The sequence below is a fragment of the Croceivirga radicis genome, from assembly GCF_002072105.2.
Classification (GTDB): Bacteria; Bacteroidota; Bacteroidia; order Flavobacteriales; family Flavobacteriaceae; genus Croceivirga; species Croceivirga radicis.
This window is the reverse complement of record NZ_MTBC01000003.1, coordinates 398,257-421,375: the sequence shown is the minus strand read 5'-3', so window position 1 is coordinate 421,375 and position 23,119 is coordinate 398,257. Positions and strand designations below refer to the sequence as shown.

The following is a 23,119-nucleotide window of genomic DNA, read 5'->3' as shown; positions in this document are numbered from 1 at the left end:
GGTGATGCCCTCAAGAAATTGGGGGCATTTTTTATAAATCAATAAAATTGTCCAAGGCTAAAGTCCAATCGTAATTTTTGTACTTCAGGTCTACTTTCTTTTGAGGTATAAGTTTGTGTTCTTTTAGTATCTTCTTGGTTCCTTTTTTACCACCAAAATCTCCTCTAAACCAACTAAATAAAGAAGTTACATTTGCCGTATTGGTATTCTTGTCGTAATCTGTAGTTGCTTCTAGGTATTTCTGGGTTCCCTTTTTAAGTTGCTGGTTAACCTTGCTAGGGGTATATATAGCTACCGGTGGGCAATCTTTTGCGCCACAATTTAACGCAAAATGAACCCGGTAGTCTCTCTTGGCAACTCGTAATTTTCTTTCAAATTTACCTGGAAACCATTTTCTAATATATCCAAGACCTAAATCCCACTGTGATTTACGTAAAATACCGTGTTCTATCGTTTCAAAAGAGACTGTTTCACCAGCAATTTTTATTTGCTCTTTGGAGAAAAATGTACCCCTATCTTCATAAAATTCTGGATGCTCCTTTAAAATTAACTGTATGTAAGCATTGTAAACATTAAGCCAAAACGCATACTTTTGGGCATCTGATTTTAAAGTGGTGTCCAAGACATTGAAGTCTAATACGGCGATACGCTTTTCTATAGATTGGGTTTCTTCAGAATTTTTAATTCGTTCCAACAATTCTTCGGACAGGGCGTTTAACTCTGTTGATTCCGTAATGTCCGTTAAAGCTGTTTTTTTGGTTCCACAACTTAGTACTAAGATTAATAATGGAACCAGTAAGTGTTTTAATTTCATTTGGAGTATCTTATAAACTTTAAAATATACGTAATAAGTAAGCCATTGGTTTGGACGGAAATGTAAAGAACTCCTTTCAAAAACAAACCGACTAAAACAAATTTACGTAGGTACAGCAAAAAATATAAATTGGTTAGCGTAATAATTCCAGCTCATAACGAGGCTAAAAACCTAATTGAGCTTTTGCCCACCTTAACAAAGGATGGAGCGCCTTATTTAATGGAAGTAATAGTGGTAGTATCTGCTTGTAATGCAGATAATTCAGAAGAAATTTGCCTGGAAAATAAGGTAAGGTGTTTTCGCTGCACAGAAATGGGTAGGGCTAAACAAATGAACTATGGTGTTGCTATGGCCAAAGGTGATTACTATGCTTTTTTACATGCAGATGTTAGACCGCCACAAGGTTTTTTTAGGGATATTAAAGTTACATTAAGCGCCGGTATGGACGCAGGATTCTTTTCCTATAAATTTGATAAAGACAGTTTTTTACTAAACATAAATTCAAGTTTCACCAAAAAAGATGGTATCTTCACCGGAGGTGGAGACCAATGTTTATTTATAAAAGCTAGTGTTTTCAAAGCCTTGAACGGCTTTGATCCAAACCAGGTAATCATGGAAGATTTTGAAATTTTCCGTAGGATAAAACAAAACAATTATTCCTATACCATAATCCCCAATAATCTTGTTGTTTCTTCACGCAAGTACGAAACAAATTCATACCTAAAGGTGAATTTATCTAATCTATTATTGGTTATTCTTTTTAGAATGGGATATCCCGCAAAAAAATTAAAACAACTCCATTCAAAACTTCTTAGCACCCCTTATGCAGCAACCGCAAAACAATAAGTATCAAATTAATGGCATACAGCAAGTAGGTATTGGTGTTAACAATTTAGTTGAGACTTTTAATTGGTACAATAAATACAAAGGGTTTAATATTTTGGTGTTTGATGACGTGGCTAATGCCCAGTTAATGACAAAATATACTGGTAATTCCGTGGAACAGCGTAGGGCCTTGTTAAGCCTAAATTTAAATGGTGGGGGCGGACTTGAAATATGGCAATTCACCAAAAGAAAGCCACTGTCTCAAAAATCTCCATTTCTCTGGGGTAGTTTAGGCATTAACGCGCTCATACTTAAAGCTAATACCAAAACTGCCCAATCTTATGAACAAGATTTAAATGGTAATTGGTTGGTCTTAGAACCAACTACGGATAAAAAAAATACGAATAGTGGGGTTGCTGGTGTTGTAATAGGAGTTTCCAATATGGAAAAGGCATTAACATTTTATCGGCAATTATTTAAGTTGAAAATTACTTCGGATAAAACTATAATGGGCAACGAGTTTTATACAATATCCGGGGGTAATGAACAATTTAGAAAAGTAGAGTTATGTAGTACCAATGAAAATCCAGGCGGTTTTGGAACTTTATACGGTAAGTACAAGTTGGTACTATTGGAATGTTTAACGGCAAAGCGAACAAAAATTTACGAAGATAGATATTGGGGAGATTTGGGATACATACATCTTTGTTTTGACGTTTTTAACCTAGAGAATCTTAAATCTACCGCAGCTAATGTAGGATACCATTTTACCGTAGATAGTGCGGATTCTTTTAATATGGGTGCGGCCGCAGGGCGTTTTGCCTATTTAGAAGACCCAGACGGTACCTTGATAGAATTGGTAGAAACCCACAAAGTACCCATATGTAAGCCTTTAAATTTATATTATAATTTAAGAGGTGATAACGGCAATAAACCCGTGCCAAATTGGCTTGTAAAAGCTTTGGCCATCCACGAAAAGCGTAAGTTGAAAAAATAACTATTAAGCACCTACCGCTCCTAATGTATATAATTGTTCTAGCGTAGGCGACTCACTACCACCGGCTGGCTCAAGTGTTATACCAAATGCTTCAGATTCGTTAGTGTTTTCCAATTCAAAAACCTTAGTGTCATTAGCGGCAAAATCGTCTAATAAACCTAAACTAGAAGGGGTTAGTGGTTCAAGTTTTAAAGACCAAACTTGGTAAGTATACCCTTCTGGGGGTTCCGGTAATCCGCTGGCATCTATAAACACTTTGTTTTCTTCCTTATTCCAGTAGGCCTTAGCAAAAGATTCCGGAGAAACGGCTTGCCCACCTAATGCAACCACGGCTACATTTTGGTCTCGTAGCTCTTCGAGAAGTGTTTCCGTCTTTATTTTACTAGACTTGGTTTGGTTTAAAGTGTCTTTTAATTTTAGTTTTTCTTGGTTAACTACTTCTATGTTAGATTTTAATGTGTTGTTTTGATTGTACATCCACAATAAACCTGCCGCAAACAAAATAGCGGCTGCCCAACCTGTGTAACTAAGCCAATTGGTTTGTTTTTTGGTTGGTGTATCTAATGTTCTAACCTTATGGATTCTGTTGTGGATACCACTTAAATTGGAACTAGGCACACCTGGCGAAACCGACTTACTCAAAGCCAGAATTGCGGTTTCTATGGCAATAATTTCAGTTTTAATCTCCGGATATTGTTGTGCAAGCGCATCTACCTCCAGATTTTCCTTTTCTGAAAGCAATCCTGCAACGTAAAGTTCCAGCACACCGGACGCTATGTATTTTTCAATATCCATCTACAATTTCAAGTTTTCCCTAATTTGCCCAATACAACTCCTATTTCTAGTTTTTACCGTTCCAATAGGTATGGCCAACTCTTCAGAAACTTCTTTCTGTGTATACCCCTTAAAATATAAAAGTTCTATTATTTGAGTGCACTTAGCTTTTAGGTTTTGCAATAGTTTTTTTAGGCCAATGGTATCCGTTTTAGAATCCATATTGTCTTGGCCTTCAAGAATACCTACGAAAAAATCTACATGTAGGTTTTTCTTTTGGTTTTTATGTGATTTAGAACGAACCTCGTCTATGGCCGTATTACGGGCTATATTTAAAATCCAAGTAAAAAATCGTCCTTTAGAACTGTCGTAACTTTCGGCATTATGCCAGATTTTAACGAACACGTCTTGGCATAGCTCTTGGGCTCGCTCAGGATCACGAACTATGGTATTGATAACGCCACAGATATTCTCTGCGTACATACCATGGAGTTGGTCAAATGCTGTTGGGTCTTTTTCTTTGAACCGAACAATTAAATTATCAAGGTCTATTACCATCGGGTTAAATATAGCAAAAGAAAAATGGCTTGTGCAATAACCATCACACTCAATTTACACAAAATAGCTATTGTGGATTTTTGGCATGGATACTAGCCACTACTAAAAAGCTTACGAATGCCAATCCTAGGTATCCAATTGGGTTGTAGCTCCCTAAATAGGAGTAACATAGGCTAAATAAAGATGGGGCCAAGGCACTACCCAAAATTAAAAAACTCATGACCCGGCTGGTAATTGCCCCCAAAAAATCACGTCCATAAAATCTGGGCCAGGTTACCGTATTAAGTACGGCAAATAATCCGCCCATTAAGCCAAAACCTATAATTAGAAGAAGAACACCAACTTTAGAGTCTAAAATTAAAAAACCTATAGAGCAAATAATGCCACCAAACTGCATTAGGTGTAATAAAGTTTTAAGCTGAAGCTTATCACTTAGCCAATTAAATAGGGTAGAGGTGCAAACCGAAATTACGGAAGCGGGCAAGAATATGGCTATGGCATCTTCTTTTTCATAGCCTTGTGTAGTAAATATAGAAATTACGTGAAAGGTTAATCCTGTAATGAAAAAACTATTAAAGGCGAGCATTAGCCCATACACCCAAAAGGCCCTTGTTTGTTTGGCTTCTTTTAGTGTAAATTGTTTGTACGTGTTTACAGAGGCTGTTTGTTGCCTTGGTTTGCTAGACTGTTTACCGTCTGGGTGAAGCCCATGGTCTTCTGGTTTGTTTTTGTAAAAAAGTAGAATTAAAATTGAGAAACACAATAGGGCTATACCCATAAATTGCCACGCTTGTTGCCAACCATGACCTTCTATTAAGTAGTTAATCCATAATGGTGATGAGGAGAAACCAAAGGAAAGCGCAATACTGGTAAACATATTAACTTTTCCTCTATGCGCATCAAACCAAATCATGATCACATTTCTTGACGCCATGGTTAAAACACCTTGCCCAGAAAATCGAAGTAAATAAAATAAGACAATCATTACACCAAAGGGAATCCACCAACTAGGGCTATTTAAAAGTGTAGCCAAGCTTTCGCTTAAAATGGTAGAAACGGAGCATAAAAGTACTGTTATTCCCAATAAAACCGCAGCTCCAAATGCTACGATTATAGCACCATATTTATCAAACCAAACACCCGCCCGGCCAATAGTCAAGGAGCTAAGGATGGTACCGATCATGTACGCATTGCTAAATTGGTTGCGGGTAAGCCCCAATGCATCTTTAACGGGGTCTGTAAATACGGAAACGCCTATTGTTTGCCCAGGAATACTAAAATAGACACCAATGGTGCCTACTAGCAAGATAATATAACCATAAAAAATTGGGCTTTTGGCGGGGTTTATTATTTGTAAGAACCTTGAATTTGTTTTGCTTCGTTTCAAGAGGATTAAAGGTTTGGTATTATGCACAAAAAAACCGCTCTTAAGAGCGGTTTTCTAATTTGATGTTCTTTTTATTGGATTATCCCCGTACAAGCTACTCTTGCTCCGGCAGCTCCACTTGGTTGTGAAGTATAGTCGTCCACGCCTTGGTGCACGATAACCGCTTTACCTAATATATTCTTGGTTTCATCTTCACAGCCAATACACCATTCGTCTGTAGCAAATTCAACGGTTGCGTTTCCTTCCTCGTCTGCTGTAAAGTTACCAATATCCCCTTTGTGGTAGCCTTCCTCTGCGCCCCACTTACCATGTGGCTTAAATGTAGGGTTCCAGTGGCCGCCAGTAGATTTTCCATCCGCAGAAGAACAATCTGCCTTTTCGTGTAAATGTATGGCGTGCTCTCCAGGTGTTAACCCAGATAGTTTGGCAATCATCATAACTTTTTCTCCATTAGATTCAAAAGTAGCTTCCCCATTTACATTGCTATCGCTTTTTGGCTCAAGGGTAAAAGTAATTTTTTCCACTTCAATTTCATTGGTAACCTCTTCAACTACTTTATCCATGCTTTCCTCTACCTCTTGCATGCCTTCTTTGGTTTCTTTTTTAGCTTCTTTACAACTGCCTAGGGCTATAAGTAAAGTGGCTAAGGGTAATATTGCTAGTTTTTTCATTTGTAATAGACTTTTAGATTTTGTTAAAAGTAAAAAAATAAGCGGCTCAAATCAAAAATGGAGTAAATCATTCTTAGCACAATTGTAAAAACTATGTGCTCTATTGGTAAGTCTAATTAATTTTCTTTGTAATAATCTGGGTTTTGGTTTGCAAAGTTCTGTGAACAGGGCATTTATCAGCAATTTCCAATAATTTGTCTTGCTGTGCCGTAGTTAAATTACCTGTAAACCTTATAAACCTATTAAACGTATCAATTTTTGAACCGGCTTCTTCGCAACTTTCGCAGTCTAAAGCATGCTCTTTGCTGTACGTTGTATGCACCTCTATATTTGTTAAAGGCCAACTTTTGCGTTTGGCATACATTTGTACGGTCATAGCGGTACAAGCAGATAGGCCGGCAGATACCATTTCATAAGGTGAAGGGCCAAAGTTATTGCCTCCAAAAGAAATAGGCTCATCTGCTACCATAAAATGGTCGCCCACTTTCATTTGCGTTGTAAAATTATCTTCACTATCCAAACTGGCTACAACTTCGTGTGTGGTTTTTACCGAGGCCTCCTTGGTAATATCCACATAACGTGCGGCCCAGGTACCAATTAGGTTTCCTGAATATAGAGAATCTTCTTGGCGGGATAATAAGTGGTCTGCACCATCCAGGGAAACATAACTTTTGGGGTGATGCGCTGCGGTATAAATTTCTTCTGCATTTTTAATACCTACAACGGTATCTTGTGGCGAATGCATTACTAGCAGGGGTTTTCTTAAGTTTTTTATGGCCTCTTTTGCCCCATGTTCCTCTAAGTCCGATATAAATTGTCTTTTAATTGTGAAATCCCTTCCGCCTAAATTTACAACCGCATTTCCGGTTGTGTTTATTTTTTCTAAATCTGATTTAAAAAGATGTTTTACATGCTTTGGATGGCTAGGTGCCCCTATGGTAGCTACTGCTATTACAGAATCTAATTTAGCGGCAGCTTGTAAAACGGCTGCGCCCCCTAAGGAATGGCCTACTAATAGACGTGGTGCTTGGTATGTTTTACCTAGAAAATTTGCAGCTGCTATTAAATCTTCCACGTTACCAGAAAAATTGGTATCCGCAAAGTCGCCTTCACTTTCTCCCAATCCAGTAAAATCAAATCGTAACACTCCAAACCCGTTGGCGGTTAAGCCTCTAGAAATGTTTTTTATGGCCAAAAGGTTTTTAGTGCAGGTAAAGCAATGTGCAAAAAGCACAAAATTGTGCGGATGCCTATTAACAGGAAATTCTAAAAGACCAACTAATTGCTGGCCTTTATTATTGGTAAACTTAACTTTGTCCGTTTTCATAACTATTTATTTTTAACAAGGCCAAAGTAAGTGGTGTTTAATGCCCTGAAATGTTAACTTTTAGATTTCTTTTTAAAGAGACCAGATAAGTCGGGATTATAGAAGATTCCTATCTGGAGTCTATCATAAACCGCATTGGTAAATTGGTTTCTTAAGTAACCAATTTGCACGCTGCTGTTTTCCGTTACATGTACACCTAAAGCACCGTAAAGGCGGTTTTGACCAAACAAATCGTCTTGCAGGTTAATGAATAATTCATCGTAAAAATTTAAGAAAAAGGTATTGGTCAAGGGGAGTGTAACTTGCAGGCGATAACGTGCACGGTGTTGCGTATCCGTAGTGTTATTGGCAAACTCCAAAAAACGTTGTTCTAGACGATACCGGTGTTCAAATAGCAATTCCCAAACTTTATTTTTTAAAATAAACTGTTCAAAAATTCGGTGTTCTTTACTATTGGTCTCTCCTGGCAAATTTAAAAAGCTACCGTCTGTTTCAATAAATCCATAACCTAGGGTTGCAATAGCATCTTGGTTAATATGGTAATTGGCTCCGGTACGCAGCAATAACTGGTTAAAGTTATCTGTAGTTTCAAAATATCTAAATTGTGCCTCGGTATGTAAGCTCCATTTTTCTGCGAGCTTGTTGGTACCAAAATACATGTACCATGCACCTAACTCACCTTCTCCGTTAATTTGGGAATGGGTAAAAAGTGAGGTTAATAATAGTCCAAGAGCTATTAACTTTTTCATAAGCCTCTATGTAATTCTATAAGATGTTAAATAATAGGTCCATTCCCTTTGTGGGAATGGACCTATTGGGTTACTATTTTAAACTAAATGTTTTTACCTCCTTAAAGGGCGATAAATCCAAAGCTTTAATGCTGCTTTGATAGGGTTTCCACTTCTGATTAAAAAAGGTATTGGTTTTTTCTAAAGCGGTGGTTAATTCATCTTCCGCAAATTTTAGTAACTGACGTTCTGTATTGGTAATGCCTGTTTGCCTACTCTGGATATAGCCAGAAGCTGTACCAATTCTATTCATTACGGTAATTTCTGGATTACGGGTAATACCTTGGCGCTTATCTTCTTTACCAATATATAAAGCTATAACACTATCAATTTCTTTTACAATTTCTTTAGATGCTTTTATTTGTTCTTTGAACTTTTCTTTATCTAAGTCCTGCATATCTTTTTTAAAGCTGTTGGCCAATTCTTTACTTTCTACCAATTGCTTTACGGCATCTGCAGCGGTTTGTGTAAAATCCTGTAACTGCTTGGCGGTATTGTAAACTTCATTCACAGAAGCCATATCTACATCCAATCTTGGGTCGGTTTCTACTTTAATTGTGGTTTCGTCCATGGTTGTTCCATGACTTACCTGTACGCGATAAGTTCCTGGTTTAACCGTAACCCCTCCACGTTCTCTTTTACCTTTGCTGATTCTTCTTGAAGGGCGGTCTGGGCCTTTCTCGTCCATGTTCCAATATAACCTATGAAAGCCCGCCTTTTCTGGTGTTTTAATTTTAAGGGTACGTATTAGACGGTCTCCATCAATAATATCGAACTGGACAGAATCTTTTTTCTGAACACCCGTCATTTCTTTTTGGTTAGTTTCCGCCTCCTCAGCATCTTCCTTTTCTTCTTTTTTTGCTGCTTTATCTGCCTTTTTGCTGCCTTCTTTTAAGAAATAGGTTAGCATAGCCCCATATTCTCTGTTCTCTGCATTGTACAATGCATCTGCACCAAATCTGCTACCTGTGGGTTGTTGGTATGATGCTAAATAGGCGGTTGGACTCTCAAAAAGGGCTACTTCTTTATTAAGAATGCTCATGTCCTTGGCAATAGCACGTAAAGGTCTAATATCGTCTAAAACCCAAGCGGCCCTACCAAATGTTCCTATGACCAAATCTTGCTCTCTTGGGTGTATAGCTAAATCTTTTGTAGAAACTGTAGGGAAAGATTTACCCCATTTTTGCCATTTTTCACCTGCATTGAAAGACACATACAAACCATCATCCGTACCTAAGAAGACTAGATTTGGATTTTCTGGGTCTTCTATTATAGAAAGCGTATAGCTTTCTACATCGTTTCCATCTACAATACGGGTCCATGTTTTACCATAATCCTTAGTTCTGTAAGCGTATGGTGTGTAATTAAAACGTCTATAATCGTTAGCGATTAATAAAGCTTCGCCCTTGTTTTTTTGTGAGGCCTTAATTTGTGGAATCCAACTTCCTTTAGGTAGACCCTTAAGATTAGCTGTTACTTCTGTCCAAGTTTGTCCGCCGTTTTGCGTAATATGCACACGACCATCATCGGTACCCACCCAAAGCATGTCTTTTTCTACCGGTGAAGGTTCTATTACCAATACCGTACAGTGATTTTCCGCGCCAGTAGCATCCATAGTTAAACCACCACTTTCACTTTGTTTTTGCTTTTCTGGGTCGTTTGTGGTTAAATCTGGAGAGATTACCTGCCAGGTCAACCCTTTGTCGGTAGACTTGTGCACAAACTGACTTCCAAAATAAACCGTGCTATTATCGAACGGGTCTTGCCCAATACCGGCATTCCAGTTAAAACGAAGTTTGGTGTCCGCGTCTGGTGGTGTTGGGCGTACAATGTAATTGTTACCCGTTTTCCAATCGTAACGGCTTACAAATCCTTGTTGGCTCATTGCATAACCATATTGGCTGTTGTCTTTGTCTGGTACCACATCAAACCCATCACCAAACGCAATTTCTTGCCAATAACTGTTACGTATACCTTGGGCTTTCCAAACGTAAGCAGGTCCTCTCCAAGAACCATTATCTTGCATACCGCCGTACACGTTATACGGATACTCATTATCTACGCTAATATGATAAAACTGTGCTACAGGTAGGTTGCCAATAAAACGCCAGGTTTTACCTCCATCTTTAGAAATGTTTAAACCACCGTCATTACCATCTATCATAAATTGGCCATTCTCTGGGTGAATGTAAAATGCATGATGGTCTGGGTGTACCCCATTGGCAACACCGTAGGCGGGCATTAAAGCAGTAAAGCTTTTACCACCGTCTTCAGAAACATTTACGTAAGTAAATACAGAGATTAAACGGTTTTCGTTTTCTGGGTCTACACGAATGTCCGAGTAATAAAAAGGACGGTTGCCAATTTCTTCTTTATCATTGACTTTTTTCCATTTAAAACCGCCATCGATAGACTTGTACAATGCATTTTTCTTAGCTTCTACCAACGCATAAACAATGTTGGGTTTGTTCTTTGCTATAGCCAAACCAATACGGCCCAATTCGCCCTTTGGCAAACCATCTTCATTGCTAAGTTTTTTCCAATTTTCTCCACCATCATGGGTCATATACAGGCCACTGCCTTCACCACCAGATTTAAAAAACCAAGGGTCGCGCTTATGCTCCCACATAGCCACCAAAATTTTGTTTGGATTACTTGGGTCCATTACCATATCTGCAACACCAGATTTAGGATTGGTGTATAAAATTTTCTTCCAAGTTTTACCACCATCCGTGGTTTTGTATACGCCTCTTTCTTCATGAATACCCCAAGGAGAACCAATAGCGCCAACATACACGGTATTTGGGTCTGTAGGGTCTATTAAAATACGATGTATGTGCCTAGTTTTCTCAAGCCCCATGCTCATCCAGCTTTTACCACCGTCCAAGGATTTATAGACCCCATAACCACCATTTAAACTGTTTCTAGGGTTACCTTCTCCGGTACCTACCCAAATTACGGATGGGTTGCTTTGTTGTATGGCAACCGCACCAATAGAGGCGGTAAGCTCATGATCAAAAATAGGCTCCCATTTAATGCCACCAGAAGTAGATTTCCATAAACCTCCAGATGCGGTACCAACATACATAACATCTGGTTGGTCCGTAACTACGTCAATAGTGGTAACACGCCCACTCATGCCAGCTGGGCCAATATTTCTAGGTTTAATGTCCTGGAGTAGCTCCATGGAAAATTCCTGCCCAAAACTTAGGCAGCTTACTGCAAGACACAGTAAAAGAAGAATCGGTTTTTTCATTTTTAAAGGTTTGTCGAATTAGCTATTTTGAGTTAAACGGATGCTAATTTAATCGGCTCCTTTTTAGGCCTGGGATATTAGCAGTAGTAATATTATAACTAGGCGGCATACCTTGGCAAGACAATTTGTCTTTTATCATTCTGGATTGGATTAATTAGTCGCCTAAAGATACCAAAAACAGGCATCGTATATCTTAAAAGCTTGTTAACGCAATTCTTGCAATAGCGTTAGTATTTATGGTAATCTAGAACCATCATCTTAAATAATTTATAAATATTTAAATATTGACCTACATCAATAAAAAGCAGGGCCATGGCCACTAATTTTGTACTATAATTTATTGATAACAAAAGAAAAAGAGATATGAAAAATGTGTTGTTTGTATTGACCAGTCATGACGAATTAGGAAATACAGGAGAAAAGACGGGATTTTGGGTAGAAGAGTTTGCAGCTCCCTATTATTTGTTAAAAGATAAAGGGGTAAACGTAACGCTAGCTTCACCAAAAGGCGGACAGCCACCTATAGACCCAAAAAGTAATGAACCAGATTTTCAAACTCCTGCCACTAAGCGCTATTTTGAAGATAAAGAAACAATGGAGTTGATGGCGAACACCAAAAAACTCACAGAAGTAAATGCTGATGATTTTGATGCAGTATTTTATCCTGGAGGTCACGGACCGCTGTGGGACTTGGCGGAAAGTGAAACTAGCGCAACTTTAATAGAAAGTTTTTACTCCTCTAACAAGCCTGTTGCTGCCGTGTGCCATGCACCAGGGGTATTTAAAAACGTAAAGGACCAAAATGGAGAACCGTTGGTAAAAGGTAAACAAGTAACTGGTTTTACCAATACAGAAGAAGAAGCAGTACAATTAACAGATGTGGTACCATTTCTGGTAGAAGATATGTTAAAAGAAAAAGGTGGGGTGTATTCCAAGAAAGATGATTGGAGCGAATATGCCATTGAAGATGGATTGTTGATAACAGGACAAAACCCCGCCTCCTCTGAACTTGTAGCAGAGATGTTGTTGAGAAGGTTGAATTAAGTGTTGTTTTAGTTCAGAGATTAAAGCGCAGGATTTTCCTGCGCTTTTTTTGTTTTTGGTCTAGGATTTCATCATTTTTAATGCAAATCAAACAACTTTGGGAAAACCTAACCAAAACTGGCTCTACCTTTTACTATTGGTATTATCTGGCGAAGCTATATTTATTTTACCCTTTGTACTTACACGTATTTTTAGACCTACCGTTATGGATGCCTTTGAGCTTTCTAATGTAGAGTTGGGTCTTTGCTTTTCTATTTATGGCATTGTGGCCATGATTTCTTATTTGTTGGGAGGACCTTTGGCAGACAAATATGCGCCCAGAAAATTAATAGCTATGGCCTTATGGTTAACCGCTTTGGGAGGTTTGGTTTATGCTCAATTTCCGCAACTTTGGGTTTTACAAATAGTGTATGGTTGGTGGGGTTTTACAACGATATTTCTGTTTTGGGCGCCTATGATAAAAGCTACACGTGTTTGGGGTGGTGCTACATTACAAGGTAGGGCTTTTAGTTTCTTAGATGGCGGTAGAGGACTTACCGGAGCTCTATTTGGGTTGTTGGGCGTACTTATATTTTCGGTTATGTTACCCGGTTCACCAGAAGATATTGGCCCAATGGTTAAGAAAAAAGCTTTTGCACAAGTAATCTACACAACTTCTTTTTTAATAAGCATTATCGGGGTTCTTGTATGGCGTTATATGAAGCATATTACCATAGAAGAGGAAAAGACTCAAGAAAAAATTAAATGGATAGAAATAAAGCAATTGTTGCGGCTAAGGTCTGTTTGGTTATTAATGGTAATTATCTGTTGTGGCTATGTAGGCTATAAAATTACAGATGTTATCTCTTTGTATGCAGAAGAAGTAATGGGCCAAAATCAAGTAGAGTCGGCAAAAACAGGAACGTTTCTTCAGTTTTTAAGACCTATAACAGGAATAGCTTTAGGTGTATTTGCAGACCGTTTTAAACTAACCAAAATTTTAATTTTAGGTTTTGCTGTTTGTGTAATAGGTGGTTTACTGTTCGCTTCTGGATTAGTTGTTGCCAATAAAACTATTTTGTTCTTTATGGCCGTTTTTACGGTAGGTATAGGGGTTTATGCCTGTAGGGCACTTTATTTTTCAATTTTAAGATTAGGCAATATTCCATTGGCATTAACAGGAACAGCAGTAGGATTAATTTCTTTGGTTGGCTATACACCCGATATTTTTGCAGGCCCGCTTTATGGATACTTCCTAGACACCTATCCTGGTATAAAAGGGCATCAAATTGTTTTTATGATGCTGTCACTTTTCTCACTAACTGGTGGTTTGGCTGCTTATTTATACGATAGTAAGTATGCTAAGTTGCGCTAAGTCTATTCTTGCGTTAAAAAATTTTACGAAAATTATTCGTGAATTATATAAATAGGATTTTCCTGCTATACTAATCAAATCAATAATTTACTGACGCCGTGTTTTTCAATTTCACAATATATGTGGTTTAGTCTTGTTAATTTACTTGTATAAGGCTGAATTCTATGTTATTATTGAAGTATGAAAAAACTGATTCTAACTATAACTACTATTGTTTTTTTAGTAGTAAGCTGCACCAACAAACGAAAAGGAGAACCTAAAGTTTTAGTATTCTCCAAAACTGAAGGATTTGTCCATAGCTCTATACCAGCAGGTATAACCGCAATACAAAAATTGGGCAAAGAAAACGGCTTTGCCGTAGACACCACAAAAAATGCAGAATTGTTCACAGACGAATATCTAGAGCAATTTTCAGCTATTGTTTTTTTAAGTACAACCGGAAATATTTTAGATGCCACACAAGAGGCTGCTTTTGAGCGCTATATACAAGCCGGCGGAGGTTTTGTAGGAGTGCATGCCGCCACGGATACGGAGTATGACTGGGGTTGGTATAAGAAACTAGTAGGAGGGCAGTTTCTTAGTCACCCTAGCGGCACACCCCAGGCTGATTTTCATATAAAGAATACCAATCATCCAGCAACGGAATTTTTTACGGATAGTATTTGGTCTAGAACAGACGAATTGTACAATTTTAAAAACTTAAACCCAGATGTTACTGTATTAATGACGGTAGATGAGCGTACTTATGAAGGTGGGGCCAATGGGGAAAACCATCCTATGAGCTGGTATCATAACTATGACGGTGGAAGGGCTTTCTACACAGCTGCAGGACATACAGATGAAAGCTTTTCAGAAGAATTGTTTTTAAAGCATCTATTAGGGGGTATCCAATACGCCATTGGCGAAAATTTAAATCTAGATTACACACTTGCGAAAACTCAATATCCACCAGAACAAGACCGTTTTTCTAAAGTTGTTTTGTCAAGAGGTCAGTTTTATGAACCAACAGAAATGACCGTTTTGCCAAATAATGATGTATTGATTGGGCAACGTAGGGGAGAGGTACTTTTATATAAAGATGCGGACAAAAGTTTAACCGAGGTAGCCAAGTTTGATGTATACCATAAGACTTTAGAAACCCCTGGGGTAAATGCAGAAGAGGGCTTAATGGGATTACAAAAAGACCCAAATTTTGAACAGAACAATTGGGTGTATGTTTATTACGCACCAACTGGTGATAAGTGGGTTAACAGATTGTCTCGCTTTAAATTTGTAGCTAATGTTTTTGATCTTGAAAGTGAACAAATTATTTTAGAGGTAGACAGCCAGCGGGAAATTTGCTGCCATACTGGTGGTTCTATAGCTTTTGGTCCTGACAATTTATTGTATTTATCTACTGGAGATAACAGCACACCGTTTAACGAAGATGGGGCAAAGTACGTAAATAGTGGATATGCACCTTTAAATGATATACCTGGTAAGGAGCAGTACGATGCTAGGAGAACCTCTGCCAATACCAACGATTTACGCGGTAAAATTTTAAGGATCAAGGTAAATGAAGATGGTAGTTATAGCATTCCCAAGGGAAATTTGTTTCCAGAAGGAACCGCTAAAACAAGACCAGAAATTTATACCATGGGGCATAGAAATCCGTATAGAATTTCGGTAGACCCAAAGAACGGTTATCTCTATTGGGGAGATGTAGGGCCAGATGCAAGGGCAGACAGCTTGTCAACTAGAGGGCCAAAAGGCTATGACGAAATGAACCAAGCCAGAAAGCCAGGCAACTTTGGTTGGCCATTGTTTATAGGCAACAATTTTGCTTATAGAGAATATGATTATACAACAGGTACATCCGGTGAATTTTTTAATCCAGAGGAACCAATCAACCAATCTAAAAACAATACCGGTTTAACAAAGTTGCCACCTGCACAAGCTGCCTATATGTATTATCCTTATGCAGATACACCAGATTTTCCACAGGTTGCTTCTGGCGGAAGAAATGCAATGGCCGGGCCTACCTATTATTCAGATTTGTACCCCAATGGTGGTGGTTTACCAGGTTATTATGATGGTAAGGTTTTAATTTATGATTGGATGCGCAACTGGATGATGGCTTTAACCCTATTTGAAGATGGAACACCAAATAAGGTAGAACCTTTTGGCTCAGAGATAAAATTAAGCAACCTCATAGACATGGAAATGAGCCCAGACGGCAGGGTTTATTTATTGGAATATGGAAGTGGATGGTTTTCTGCAAATCCAGATAGTGGCCTAAGCTATATTGACTTTAATGGAGGCAATAGACCACCTGTAATAGACAATATGATTGTGGATAAAAACTCAGGTAGCACGCCTTTAACGGTTACGGCCACGGTAACCGCTCATGACAGGGAAGCAGATGCCATTAGCTATAAATGGGATTTTGGAGATGGAAACACTAAGGAGACTAATGCACCAACGGTAACGTATGCTTACAAAGATTCTGGTGCCTATAAGCTTATGGTTACCGCAATTGATGCCAATGGTGAAGCGGTAACCAGTGATGCCTTAGATGTTATAGCAGGTAACGAAAGACCAAAAGTTGCTATTACTATAGAAGGTGCAAATTCCTCTTTTTATATACCGGGAAAACCTTTTACATATGAAGTTAAGGTAGATGATCCAGATGGAGCAGTAGACCAAGAAAATATCTATGTTAGTTTAGATTATAGGGTTGGTATGGACCAGGCCAATGATAATTTAGGACATCAGCAGGTTTCTGGAGCAGTTATGGGTAAAGCCTTAACTACCTCTTTGGATTGTAAATCTTGTCATAAAGAGAAAGAAAAATCAATAGGCCCCTCCTATTTGGAAGTTGCCCAAAAGTATGATGGGCAAAGAAGAGCAGCTAATTATTTAATGTCTAGAATAATTGGTGGTGGATCTGGTGTCTGGGGTGAAGTAACCATGCCTGCGCATCCTAATTTAAGTGAGGCAGAAGCTAGCCAAATTGTAATGTACATTCAATCCTTGACAGGAGGTGAAAACAAGAAAAAGTCGCTACCCTTAAAAGGAAATATTAATCCTGAAAACAGGACCGGGGGTGAAGCCTTGGTACTTACGGCTAGTTATACAGATAGGGGAACAGCGCAAGCATTACCTTTAACTGGGTCTAAAACCATTATATTAAATAGTAATACCGTTGGGTTTTCTGAGAATACAGAAACCGAAAATTTGCAGTACATGCAGTTTAATGGAATGGAATTGCTGTTAATGAATAATACCAGTGGATACCTAAAATTACCTCAGGTAGATTTAAACGGACTTTCTACTGCAATGATTATGGCTGGATGGCAAGAAGCACCTGTTATTCCGTTTACTTTTAAAATGCATTTGGGTAGTACAAATGGTACCGTAGTGGGCACGGGTAAATATGAGCCAAGCATGGGCAAGGGGCAGGGGACTGCTATTGTAATCCCCATAAATTATGACCAAGAAAAAGGAGTGGAAGATTTATATATTACCTATAAAGCGGAAGGTAGCGAATTAGGAACAATGGCTTTGCTTAACGTTCAATTTAACTAAAACAATAGGTTACACAAAAAGGTTGGTTATAGCCCAACCTTTTTGTTAGACATTGGTACTGCTATTTAATTTATATACCGAATATGAAAACAGGACTGGATTATTAAATTGTTTTGTGTCCTATATGTACGCTTAAAAAGGAATCTAGCTAAAACCATTGAAAAAATGCTCTAAATATTAATTTTCTATTCAATAAACTAAACTGTACCTATGAAATCAATTGTACAATTCTTATTCATAACCCTACTTACGATTCTTGTTTCTTGTAAAGGAAAAACAGAAAAAGCACCTATAAAATGGAACACTAAAGCTGTAGCGGAAGCGAATAAAAAACACAATCAATTGTTGGAAATTGAAAAAAAGCAAGGCTGGCTTTTGCTATTTAATGGAAAGACGTTGGATGGCTGGCATTTGTACAACAACCCAGACTCGACCAATTATAGCGCTTGGCAAGTTAAGGACGGTATGTTGTATTGTAATGCCACAGATGAATCAAAGGTAAGAGGCGATTTGGTTACAAATAGGCCCTTTAAAGATTATGAACTTAATTTTGAGTGGAAAATTTCGGCTAGGGGTAATAGTGGTGTTTTTATTAATGTACAGGAATCTCCAGAAATTTTACAAACGTACCATTCTGGTCCCGAATATCAAATGCTAGATACAGACCATATGGATTATAATGAACCTTTTAAGAGTCCAGGTTGTTTGTATGGTTTCCAGGAGCAATTAAATCCTGTGAACGTTAAACCTACCAACCAGTGGAACACATCTACCATAAAACAAAAAAACGGCAAAATTGAATTTTATTTAAACGGTGTTTTAACGGCCAAAGAAGATTTTAAATCCTCTAAATGGTTAAGTCAGGTTAACGGTTCGGGATTTGCAGACAAACCAGAATTTGGAAAACATACAGAAGGTAAAATTGCCCTACAAAATTGGTACTTTGATGTATGGTTCAGAAATATGAAAATACGTGAACTTTGAAATACCAATTCCTTTGGCAAGTAAAGATGCGTCCCTGCATAGCCGTATTTGTAAAAGTTAAAGCCTTTATTTACTTAAATATTGGTAATGCAATTTGGTTTAATATTGGCTATACAGCAAATTTTTAAGTAAGGTGATGGTTTTATTAAATGGTAAAGAGAAGCCCATTGAGGTGAAGAAGACAATATGATTAAGGCCAAATCACAAAATAAGAAAAGGGCGCTAGGCCCTTTTCTTATTTTCCAAAGTCTTTTTCTAGATATGATTTAAAAGACTGTATTCTGTTTTTCATTAAAGAAGCATAATTATCCCCTTTATACTTTTCAAAGGTTTTCTTGGATATTCCAGTGAACCATGCAGTTTCTGTGAACCTTAGTTGGTCTTTATTGTCTAAACTACGTTTAACGTAAAAATTACCGGAAGATAGTTTATATCTAATGGTGTAAGATTGGTTTTCTATGCGTTCTACCAATTCTACCTCAATAATATCTCCAGTATTGGAAATCATTTGGCATATTTGATTATTTCTAACATCTTCTGGACATTTTACGGCAACTACGTTAGTGTCCCACGTATTAAAATTAGAAAAATCTGTTATGGCATTCCATGCGTTTTCTGGGCTAGTCTCCAATAAAATGGATACCTCAAAAGTTTTGTCTGGATTTTGCGCCAAACCTATAAGCGGAAGAAAAAAAAGCGCAATTTTAGCTAAGGTTTTCATACAGTTTATTTTATAAATTTTCTCCCGTTAAAAGTCGAACAAACTATAATTTTTTTTTGTGTCAATTGACACAAATATGTGGCGGTGGTTAGCTAAACGGATGATAATTTTCTACGTATTCTATGCAAGGTTTCTCTAGACGTTCCTATATAGGAAGCTAGAATGCCAACGGGAACCACTTGAACCATTTGTGGATTATGTTCCAATAAATCCAAGTACTTTTCTTCTACAGACATTTTAGACTTATCATTTTCCTCCTTAACCTTATTAGAAAGTATTTGCTCGGTTATAGAATGCATAAAGTTGGCAATGGTAGTATTTATGCTTTTTAATTGATTGTAATCTTGTCTTTTTATTTCACAATAATGCACATCTGTTAAAGCAACGCAAGTGTCTAAGGTTTGTTTTTGATTAAAAAACTCATCTAACATGGTCCAAAAGTAATTAGGGCTTACCACTTTTAAGGTTACTCGTGTACCATCCTGCATATTGGTATAATAATGAAGAAAACCAGATTCTATAAAATAGATACTGTTTACCCAATCATTGGTTTGTAGTAAAACCTGCCCTTTAGGTAATGTTTTTGGCGCACAGCTGCTAAGTAATAGGTCCAAATTCTCTTCTGATAGTTCGCCAGATTGCTTAAAAAATTCCCTTAGCTTTTGCATGGACTAAATTTAAGGAATTTAGAAATTCTAAGAAGTTACCTTCTGGGCTTACCTCATTCAGATTACAGAATAATTTGATGATATTAAAGAAGTGTAGTTATAAAAGTTACGGTACTAATGGGATACTACTTTTAAGCCAACAATAGATGCTATTAAGGTGGTCATAAAAAATAGCCTCCAAAAAGTGGCAGGTTCTTTAAAAACAAGAATACCAACAATTACGGAACCCACGGCACCAATACCAGTCCAAACAGCATATGAGGTACCAATAGGTAAATGTTGTGTTACCCTAACCAAAAGTACCATGCTAACAGTCAGGGCAATAAGAAAACCTATGTACCAATAGGTAGCTTCCATACCATTCGCTTCTTTTGCTTTGCCTAGGCAAAAAGCAAATGCCACCTCAAATAGTCCGGCTATTATTAATAAAATCCAATTCATCCTTACTATAAATTACTAGAATTAATGTAAAATAGCTTAGTAGTTCTGCCACCAAGTTTCTACAGTAGGTTTGTTTTTATAAATACCTGTAGGAACTCCTATTTGTGGTGTAATTATAGGAACGTTCAATTCTTTTGCCTTACGTACAGCTCTTTCTACGGGGTCTGTCCAGGTATGCTGAGCCAACTTAAAAGCACCCCAATGAATAGGCATTATAAGTTTTGCATTAATGTCTAGCCCCGCTTGAACGGTTTCTTCGGGGAACATATGTATTTCTGGCCACATTTTATTGTATTGGCCACATTCTACCATAGCAAAATCAAATTCGCCAAATTTTCTTCCAATAGTTTTAAAATGGGGCCCGTAGCCACTATCTCCACTAAAAAATAGCCTTTCGGTTGTAGATTCAATTACCCATGAACTCCAAAGCGTTTTATTCTTATCGTTTAAACCCCTACCAGAAAAATGCTGCGCTGGTGTGCAGGTTAACGTTAAGTCCGCTATACTGGTGTTTTGCCACCAATCTAATTCCGTGATATTAGTGGCGGCAACACCCCATTTTTTAAGGTGAACGCCTAAACCCAATGGGGTATAAAAGTGATTTACTTTTTCTTTGAGTTGAACAATAGATTGGTAGTCTAAATGATCATAATGGTCATGAGATAATATTACGGCATCAATATGGGGTAATTGCGCTATGGATAATGGTAGTTTGGTATTAAAACGTTTGGTTCCTAATAAAGGGTGTGGTGCTGGTACCGCTCCAAACATTGGGTCAATGAGAATGTTTAACTTATTTATTTGTAAAAGAAATGTAGAATGGCCAAACCAGATAAATTGTGTTCCCCCATTGTAATTGGCCACATGGGCCGAATCCAATTCAGTTATCGGTAATTGGCTATCTGGTACAGCGTTTGGAATTTTTTTAAATAGGCCGCCTAAAGCTTTTACCATATCTCCTGCGGACATATCGTTTTTTACGTCGCCTAGATTAAAAAATTCTTCTCCTTTAAATTGTTTTGATTGGGAATATCTTTTAAGCTCTTCCTTATTGGCTTTTCCTCCAAATTGAGGGCTAAGGTTAATAAATAGTATGGAGATAATTACTATTAAAAGAAAAAGGATTCCAATTACTGAAAGCATTTTTTGGAGGATTTTTAGTACTATTTTCATTTAAGTTGATAATAACTTCTTATATGCAATGCATATTGTAAGATAGGTATTTATTGAAGAGCCTTTCCATTAGGACTCTTAACTAAAACAAGACCCAAGTTATTGCTAATCTTGGGTCTTACTCTTGTTCGTATAAAAAATGTTAATCTGTAATTGATTTACTTTCTATATAGAAGTTTCTATCTATACTAAATGCTTTTCCTTTTTGCTTTAGCACATTCCAGTTACTTGTAGGTTTAATCCAGATGGGATTAGTATCTACATACACTTTAACGGGTATGCTAAAATCCGTGTCTGTGTTTGTAAATCTATACTTAAGTTTTTTGCCATCATATTGGTACTCTAGAACGGGTATTTTAATGGTCCTTAAATATTGGTCAAAAAACGCTTTTAAATCCAATCCGCTTTTTTTGATAATATAATTTTCTATTTGTTGTGTGGTTACGGTTTGGTGGTAGAAATCTTTATTAAGTCCTCTAAGTATTTCTCGCCACTTATCATCATCATTTACCATTTGTCTTATGGTGTGGATAATGTTGGCACCCTTATAGTACATATCTCCAGAGCCCTCCATGTTTAAATTATACCTTCCAATAATGGGTTTGTCATTTCTAATATTTGCCCTAGTGCCAATTACGTAGTCTTCTGCAGCTTTGGTTCCAAAATGGTAATCCAGATACAAATTTTCAGAATAGGCTGTGAACCCTTCATGTATCCACATATCTGCAGCGTCTTTATAGGTAATATTATTGGCGAACCATTCATGACCCGCTTCATGAATAATAATGAAATCAAATTTTAATCCCCATCCCGTACCAGATAAATCTCGACCCAAATAGCCATTTTGAAATTTATTACCATAAGTAACGGAGCTTTGGTGTTCCATACCTAAATAGGGAACCTCTACCAGTTTAAAACCATCTTTGTAAAAAGGGTAGGGACCAAACCAATATTCAAATGCCTCTAACATTTTAGGAGTTTGCTTAAACTGTTCTTTTGCCTTGTTTAAGTTGTCTTTTAACACAAAGTAATCCAGTGCTAAATCACCACCTTCTCCGTTGTAAGTTTCTGACCATTGTGCATAATCGCCAATGTTAACGTTTACCCCATAATTGTTAATAGGATTATCTACAAACCAATGATAGGTCTTGGAGGTATCGTTTTCCTCTACTTTTCTAAGTTTGCCGTTAGAGACATCCATTAAGTTTTTAGGAACAGTTACACTAATAGCCATACTGTCTACCTCATCATACATATGATCTTTACAGGGCCACCAGACACTGGCACCCAAACCTTGGCAGGAAGTAGCGATAAATGGTTTTCCATTTTGGTCTTTTTTCCATGAAAATCCGCCGTCCCATGGTGCTCTAACAGCTTCTTTTGGTTTGCCAGAATAGTATACTTTGATTTGCTGGGTCTGCCCTTTTTGTATTTCTTCATTAAACAATACATGATAGGCGTTAGTTCCTATTTTTTTGTAGGCAAGCTCTTCGTTTTGGGCAATAATCTTTTCTATCTTTAAAGGAGGCTGTAGGTCTATTTGAAGAATGGAACCATTTTTAAGCGCTGTAAATTGAATAAGATTACTACCAGATATTGCTTTGTTTTCTGGGTCTACCGTTACATCTAAATGATAAAAAGTTAGGTCCCACCAAGAACGTTCCGGGGTAACGCTACCTCTTAAAAAATCGTCTTCTGTTATGGCAATATCCTGTGCATAAATCCCCAAGAAGGCAAAAACAAAAACAATCGTAAAAAGTTTTTTCATGT

19 protein-coding genes are annotated in these 23,119 nt (G+C 37.5%); 6 read left to right on the top strand and 13 right to left on the bottom strand.

The features are described from left to right. Positions 1-31: 31 nt before the first annotated feature. Positions 32-814: a DUF547 domain-containing protein gene (locus tag BUL40_RS06750; RefSeq protein ID WP_080318593.1), complete on the bottom strand. Its 783-nt coding sequence runs from the start codon at positions 812-814 to the stop codon at positions 32-34. A gap of 129 nt (positions 815-943) precedes the next feature. Here BUL40_RS06750 and BUL40_RS06745 point away from each other — a divergent pair, with 129 nt between their 5' ends. Together BUL40_RS06745 and BUL40_RS06740 are read left to right on the top strand one after the other, a co-directional pair. After that, on the top strand, positions 944-1,660 hold the full coding sequence (locus BUL40_RS06745) for a TIGR04283 family arsenosugar biosynthesis glycosyltransferase (protein ID WP_080318592.1): 717 nt from the start codon (positions 944-946) through the stop codon (positions 1,658-1,660). Continuing rightward, positions 1,638-2,636: a VOC family protein gene (locus BUL40_RS06740; protein ID WP_080318591.1), complete on the top strand. Its 999-nt coding sequence runs from the start codon at positions 1,638-1,640 to the stop codon at positions 2,634-2,636. The genes BUL40_RS06745 and BUL40_RS06740 overlap by 23 nt, the downstream gene beginning before the upstream one ends. Positions 2,637-2,639: 3 nt before the next feature. On the opposite strand, the gene BUL40_RS06735 is transcribed toward BUL40_RS06740, so the two are convergent. From BUL40_RS06735 to BUL40_RS06705, 7 genes are all read right to left on the bottom strand, one after another. Beyond that, the gene (locus BUL40_RS06735; protein ID WP_080318590.1) at positions 2,640-3,431 is read right to left on the bottom strand and encodes an anti-sigma factor; all 792 of its coding nucleotides are present in this window, start codon (positions 3,429-3,431) and stop codon (positions 2,640-2,642) included. After that, the gene (locus BUL40_RS06730; RefSeq protein ID WP_244901834.1) at positions 3,432-3,968 is read right to left on the bottom strand and encodes an RNA polymerase sigma factor; all 537 of its coding nucleotides are present in this window, start codon (positions 3,966-3,968) and stop codon (positions 3,432-3,434) included. Between the two features lie 67 nt (positions 3,969-4,035). Continuing rightward, positions 4,036-5,355: an MFS transporter gene (locus BUL40_RS06725; protein ID WP_080318589.1), complete on the bottom strand. Its 1,320-nt coding sequence runs from the start codon at positions 5,353-5,355 to the stop codon at positions 4,036-4,038. 71 nt (positions 5,356-5,426) lie between these two features. Then, positions 5,427-6,026 carry a superoxide dismutase family protein gene (locus BUL40_RS06720; protein WP_010518902.1) on the bottom strand — a complete coding sequence of 200 codons (600 nt, stop codon included), beginning with the start codon at positions 6,024-6,026 and terminating at the stop codon, positions 5,427-5,429. A gap of 112 nt (positions 6,027-6,138) precedes the next feature. Continuing rightward, entirely contained in the window at positions 6,139-7,353 is a 1,215-nt protein-coding gene (locus BUL40_RS06715; protein WP_080318588.1) for a bifunctional alpha/beta hydrolase/OsmC family protein, read from the bottom strand. Positions 7,354-7,406: 53 nt separating this feature from the next. Next, positions 7,407-8,102, bottom strand: a complete 696-nt coding sequence (locus BUL40_RS06710; RefSeq protein ID WP_080318587.1) for a DUF2490 domain-containing protein — start codon at positions 8,100-8,102, stop codon at positions 7,407-7,409. Between the two features lie 73 nt (positions 8,103-8,175). Beyond that, positions 8,176-11,397, bottom strand: coding sequence for a VPS10 domain-containing protein (locus BUL40_RS06705; RefSeq protein WP_080318586.1), 3,222 nt, complete (start codon positions 11,395-11,397; stop codon positions 8,176-8,178). A 363-nt stretch (positions 11,398-11,760) separates the two neighbouring features. Between BUL40_RS06705 and BUL40_RS06700 the strand changes: the two genes are divergently transcribed. The 4 genes from BUL40_RS06700 (at position 11,761) to BUL40_RS06685 (ending at position 18,346) form a co-directional block, all read left to right on the top strand. After that, complete coding sequence (locus tag BUL40_RS06700) at positions 11,761-12,441, top strand: type 1 glutamine amidotransferase domain-containing protein (protein WP_080318585.1); 681 nt, start codon at positions 11,761-11,763, stop codon at positions 12,439-12,441. 97 nt (positions 12,442-12,538) lie between these two features. Further along, on the top strand, positions 12,539-13,795 hold the full coding sequence (locus BUL40_RS06695) for an MFS transporter (RefSeq protein ID WP_080318584.1): 1,257 nt from the start codon (positions 12,539-12,541) through the stop codon (positions 13,793-13,795). Between the two features lie 180 nt (positions 13,796-13,975). Then, positions 13,976-17,362 carry a ThuA domain-containing protein gene (locus BUL40_RS06690; RefSeq protein ID WP_080318583.1) on the top strand — a complete coding sequence of 1,129 codons (3,387 nt, stop codon included), beginning with the start codon at positions 13,976-13,978 and terminating at the stop codon, positions 17,360-17,362. 210 nt (positions 17,363-17,572) lie between these two features. Continuing rightward, the gene (locus BUL40_RS06685; RefSeq protein ID WP_080318582.1) at positions 17,573-18,346 is read left to right on the top strand and encodes a 3-keto-disaccharide hydrolase; all 774 of its coding nucleotides are present in this window, start codon (positions 17,573-17,575) and stop codon (positions 18,344-18,346) included. Between the two features lie 235 nt (positions 18,347-18,581). Here the strand turns inward: BUL40_RS06685 and BUL40_RS06680 are convergent, their stop codons facing one another. The 5 genes from BUL40_RS06680 to BUL40_RS06660 form a co-directional block, all read right to left on the bottom strand. Beyond that, positions 18,582-19,067, bottom strand: a complete 486-nt coding sequence (locus BUL40_RS06680) for an SRPBCC family protein (RefSeq protein WP_080318581.1) — start codon at positions 19,065-19,067, stop codon at positions 18,582-18,584. A 92-nt stretch (positions 19,068-19,159) separates the two neighbouring features. After that, on the bottom strand, positions 19,160-19,735 hold the full coding sequence (locus BUL40_RS06675) for a Crp/Fnr family transcriptional regulator (protein WP_080318580.1): 576 nt from the start codon (positions 19,733-19,735) through the stop codon (positions 19,160-19,162). 114 nt (positions 19,736-19,849) lie between these two features. After that, the gene (locus tag BUL40_RS06670) at positions 19,850-20,176 is read right to left on the bottom strand and encodes a DMT family transporter (protein WP_080318579.1); all 327 of its coding nucleotides are present in this window, start codon (positions 20,174-20,176) and stop codon (positions 19,850-19,852) included. A 36-nt stretch (positions 20,177-20,212) separates the two neighbouring features. Beyond that, the gene (locus BUL40_RS06665; protein ID WP_080318635.1) at positions 20,213-21,319 is read right to left on the bottom strand and encodes an MBL fold metallo-hydrolase; all 1,107 of its coding nucleotides are present in this window, start codon (positions 21,317-21,319) and stop codon (positions 20,213-20,215) included. A gap of 172 nt (positions 21,320-21,491) precedes the next feature. Then, positions 21,492-23,117 carry a M1 family metallopeptidase gene (locus BUL40_RS06660; protein ID WP_080318578.1) on the bottom strand — a complete coding sequence of 542 codons (1,626 nt, stop codon included), beginning with the start codon at positions 23,115-23,117 and terminating at the stop codon, positions 21,492-21,494. Positions 23,118-23,119 lie beyond the last annotated feature (2 nt).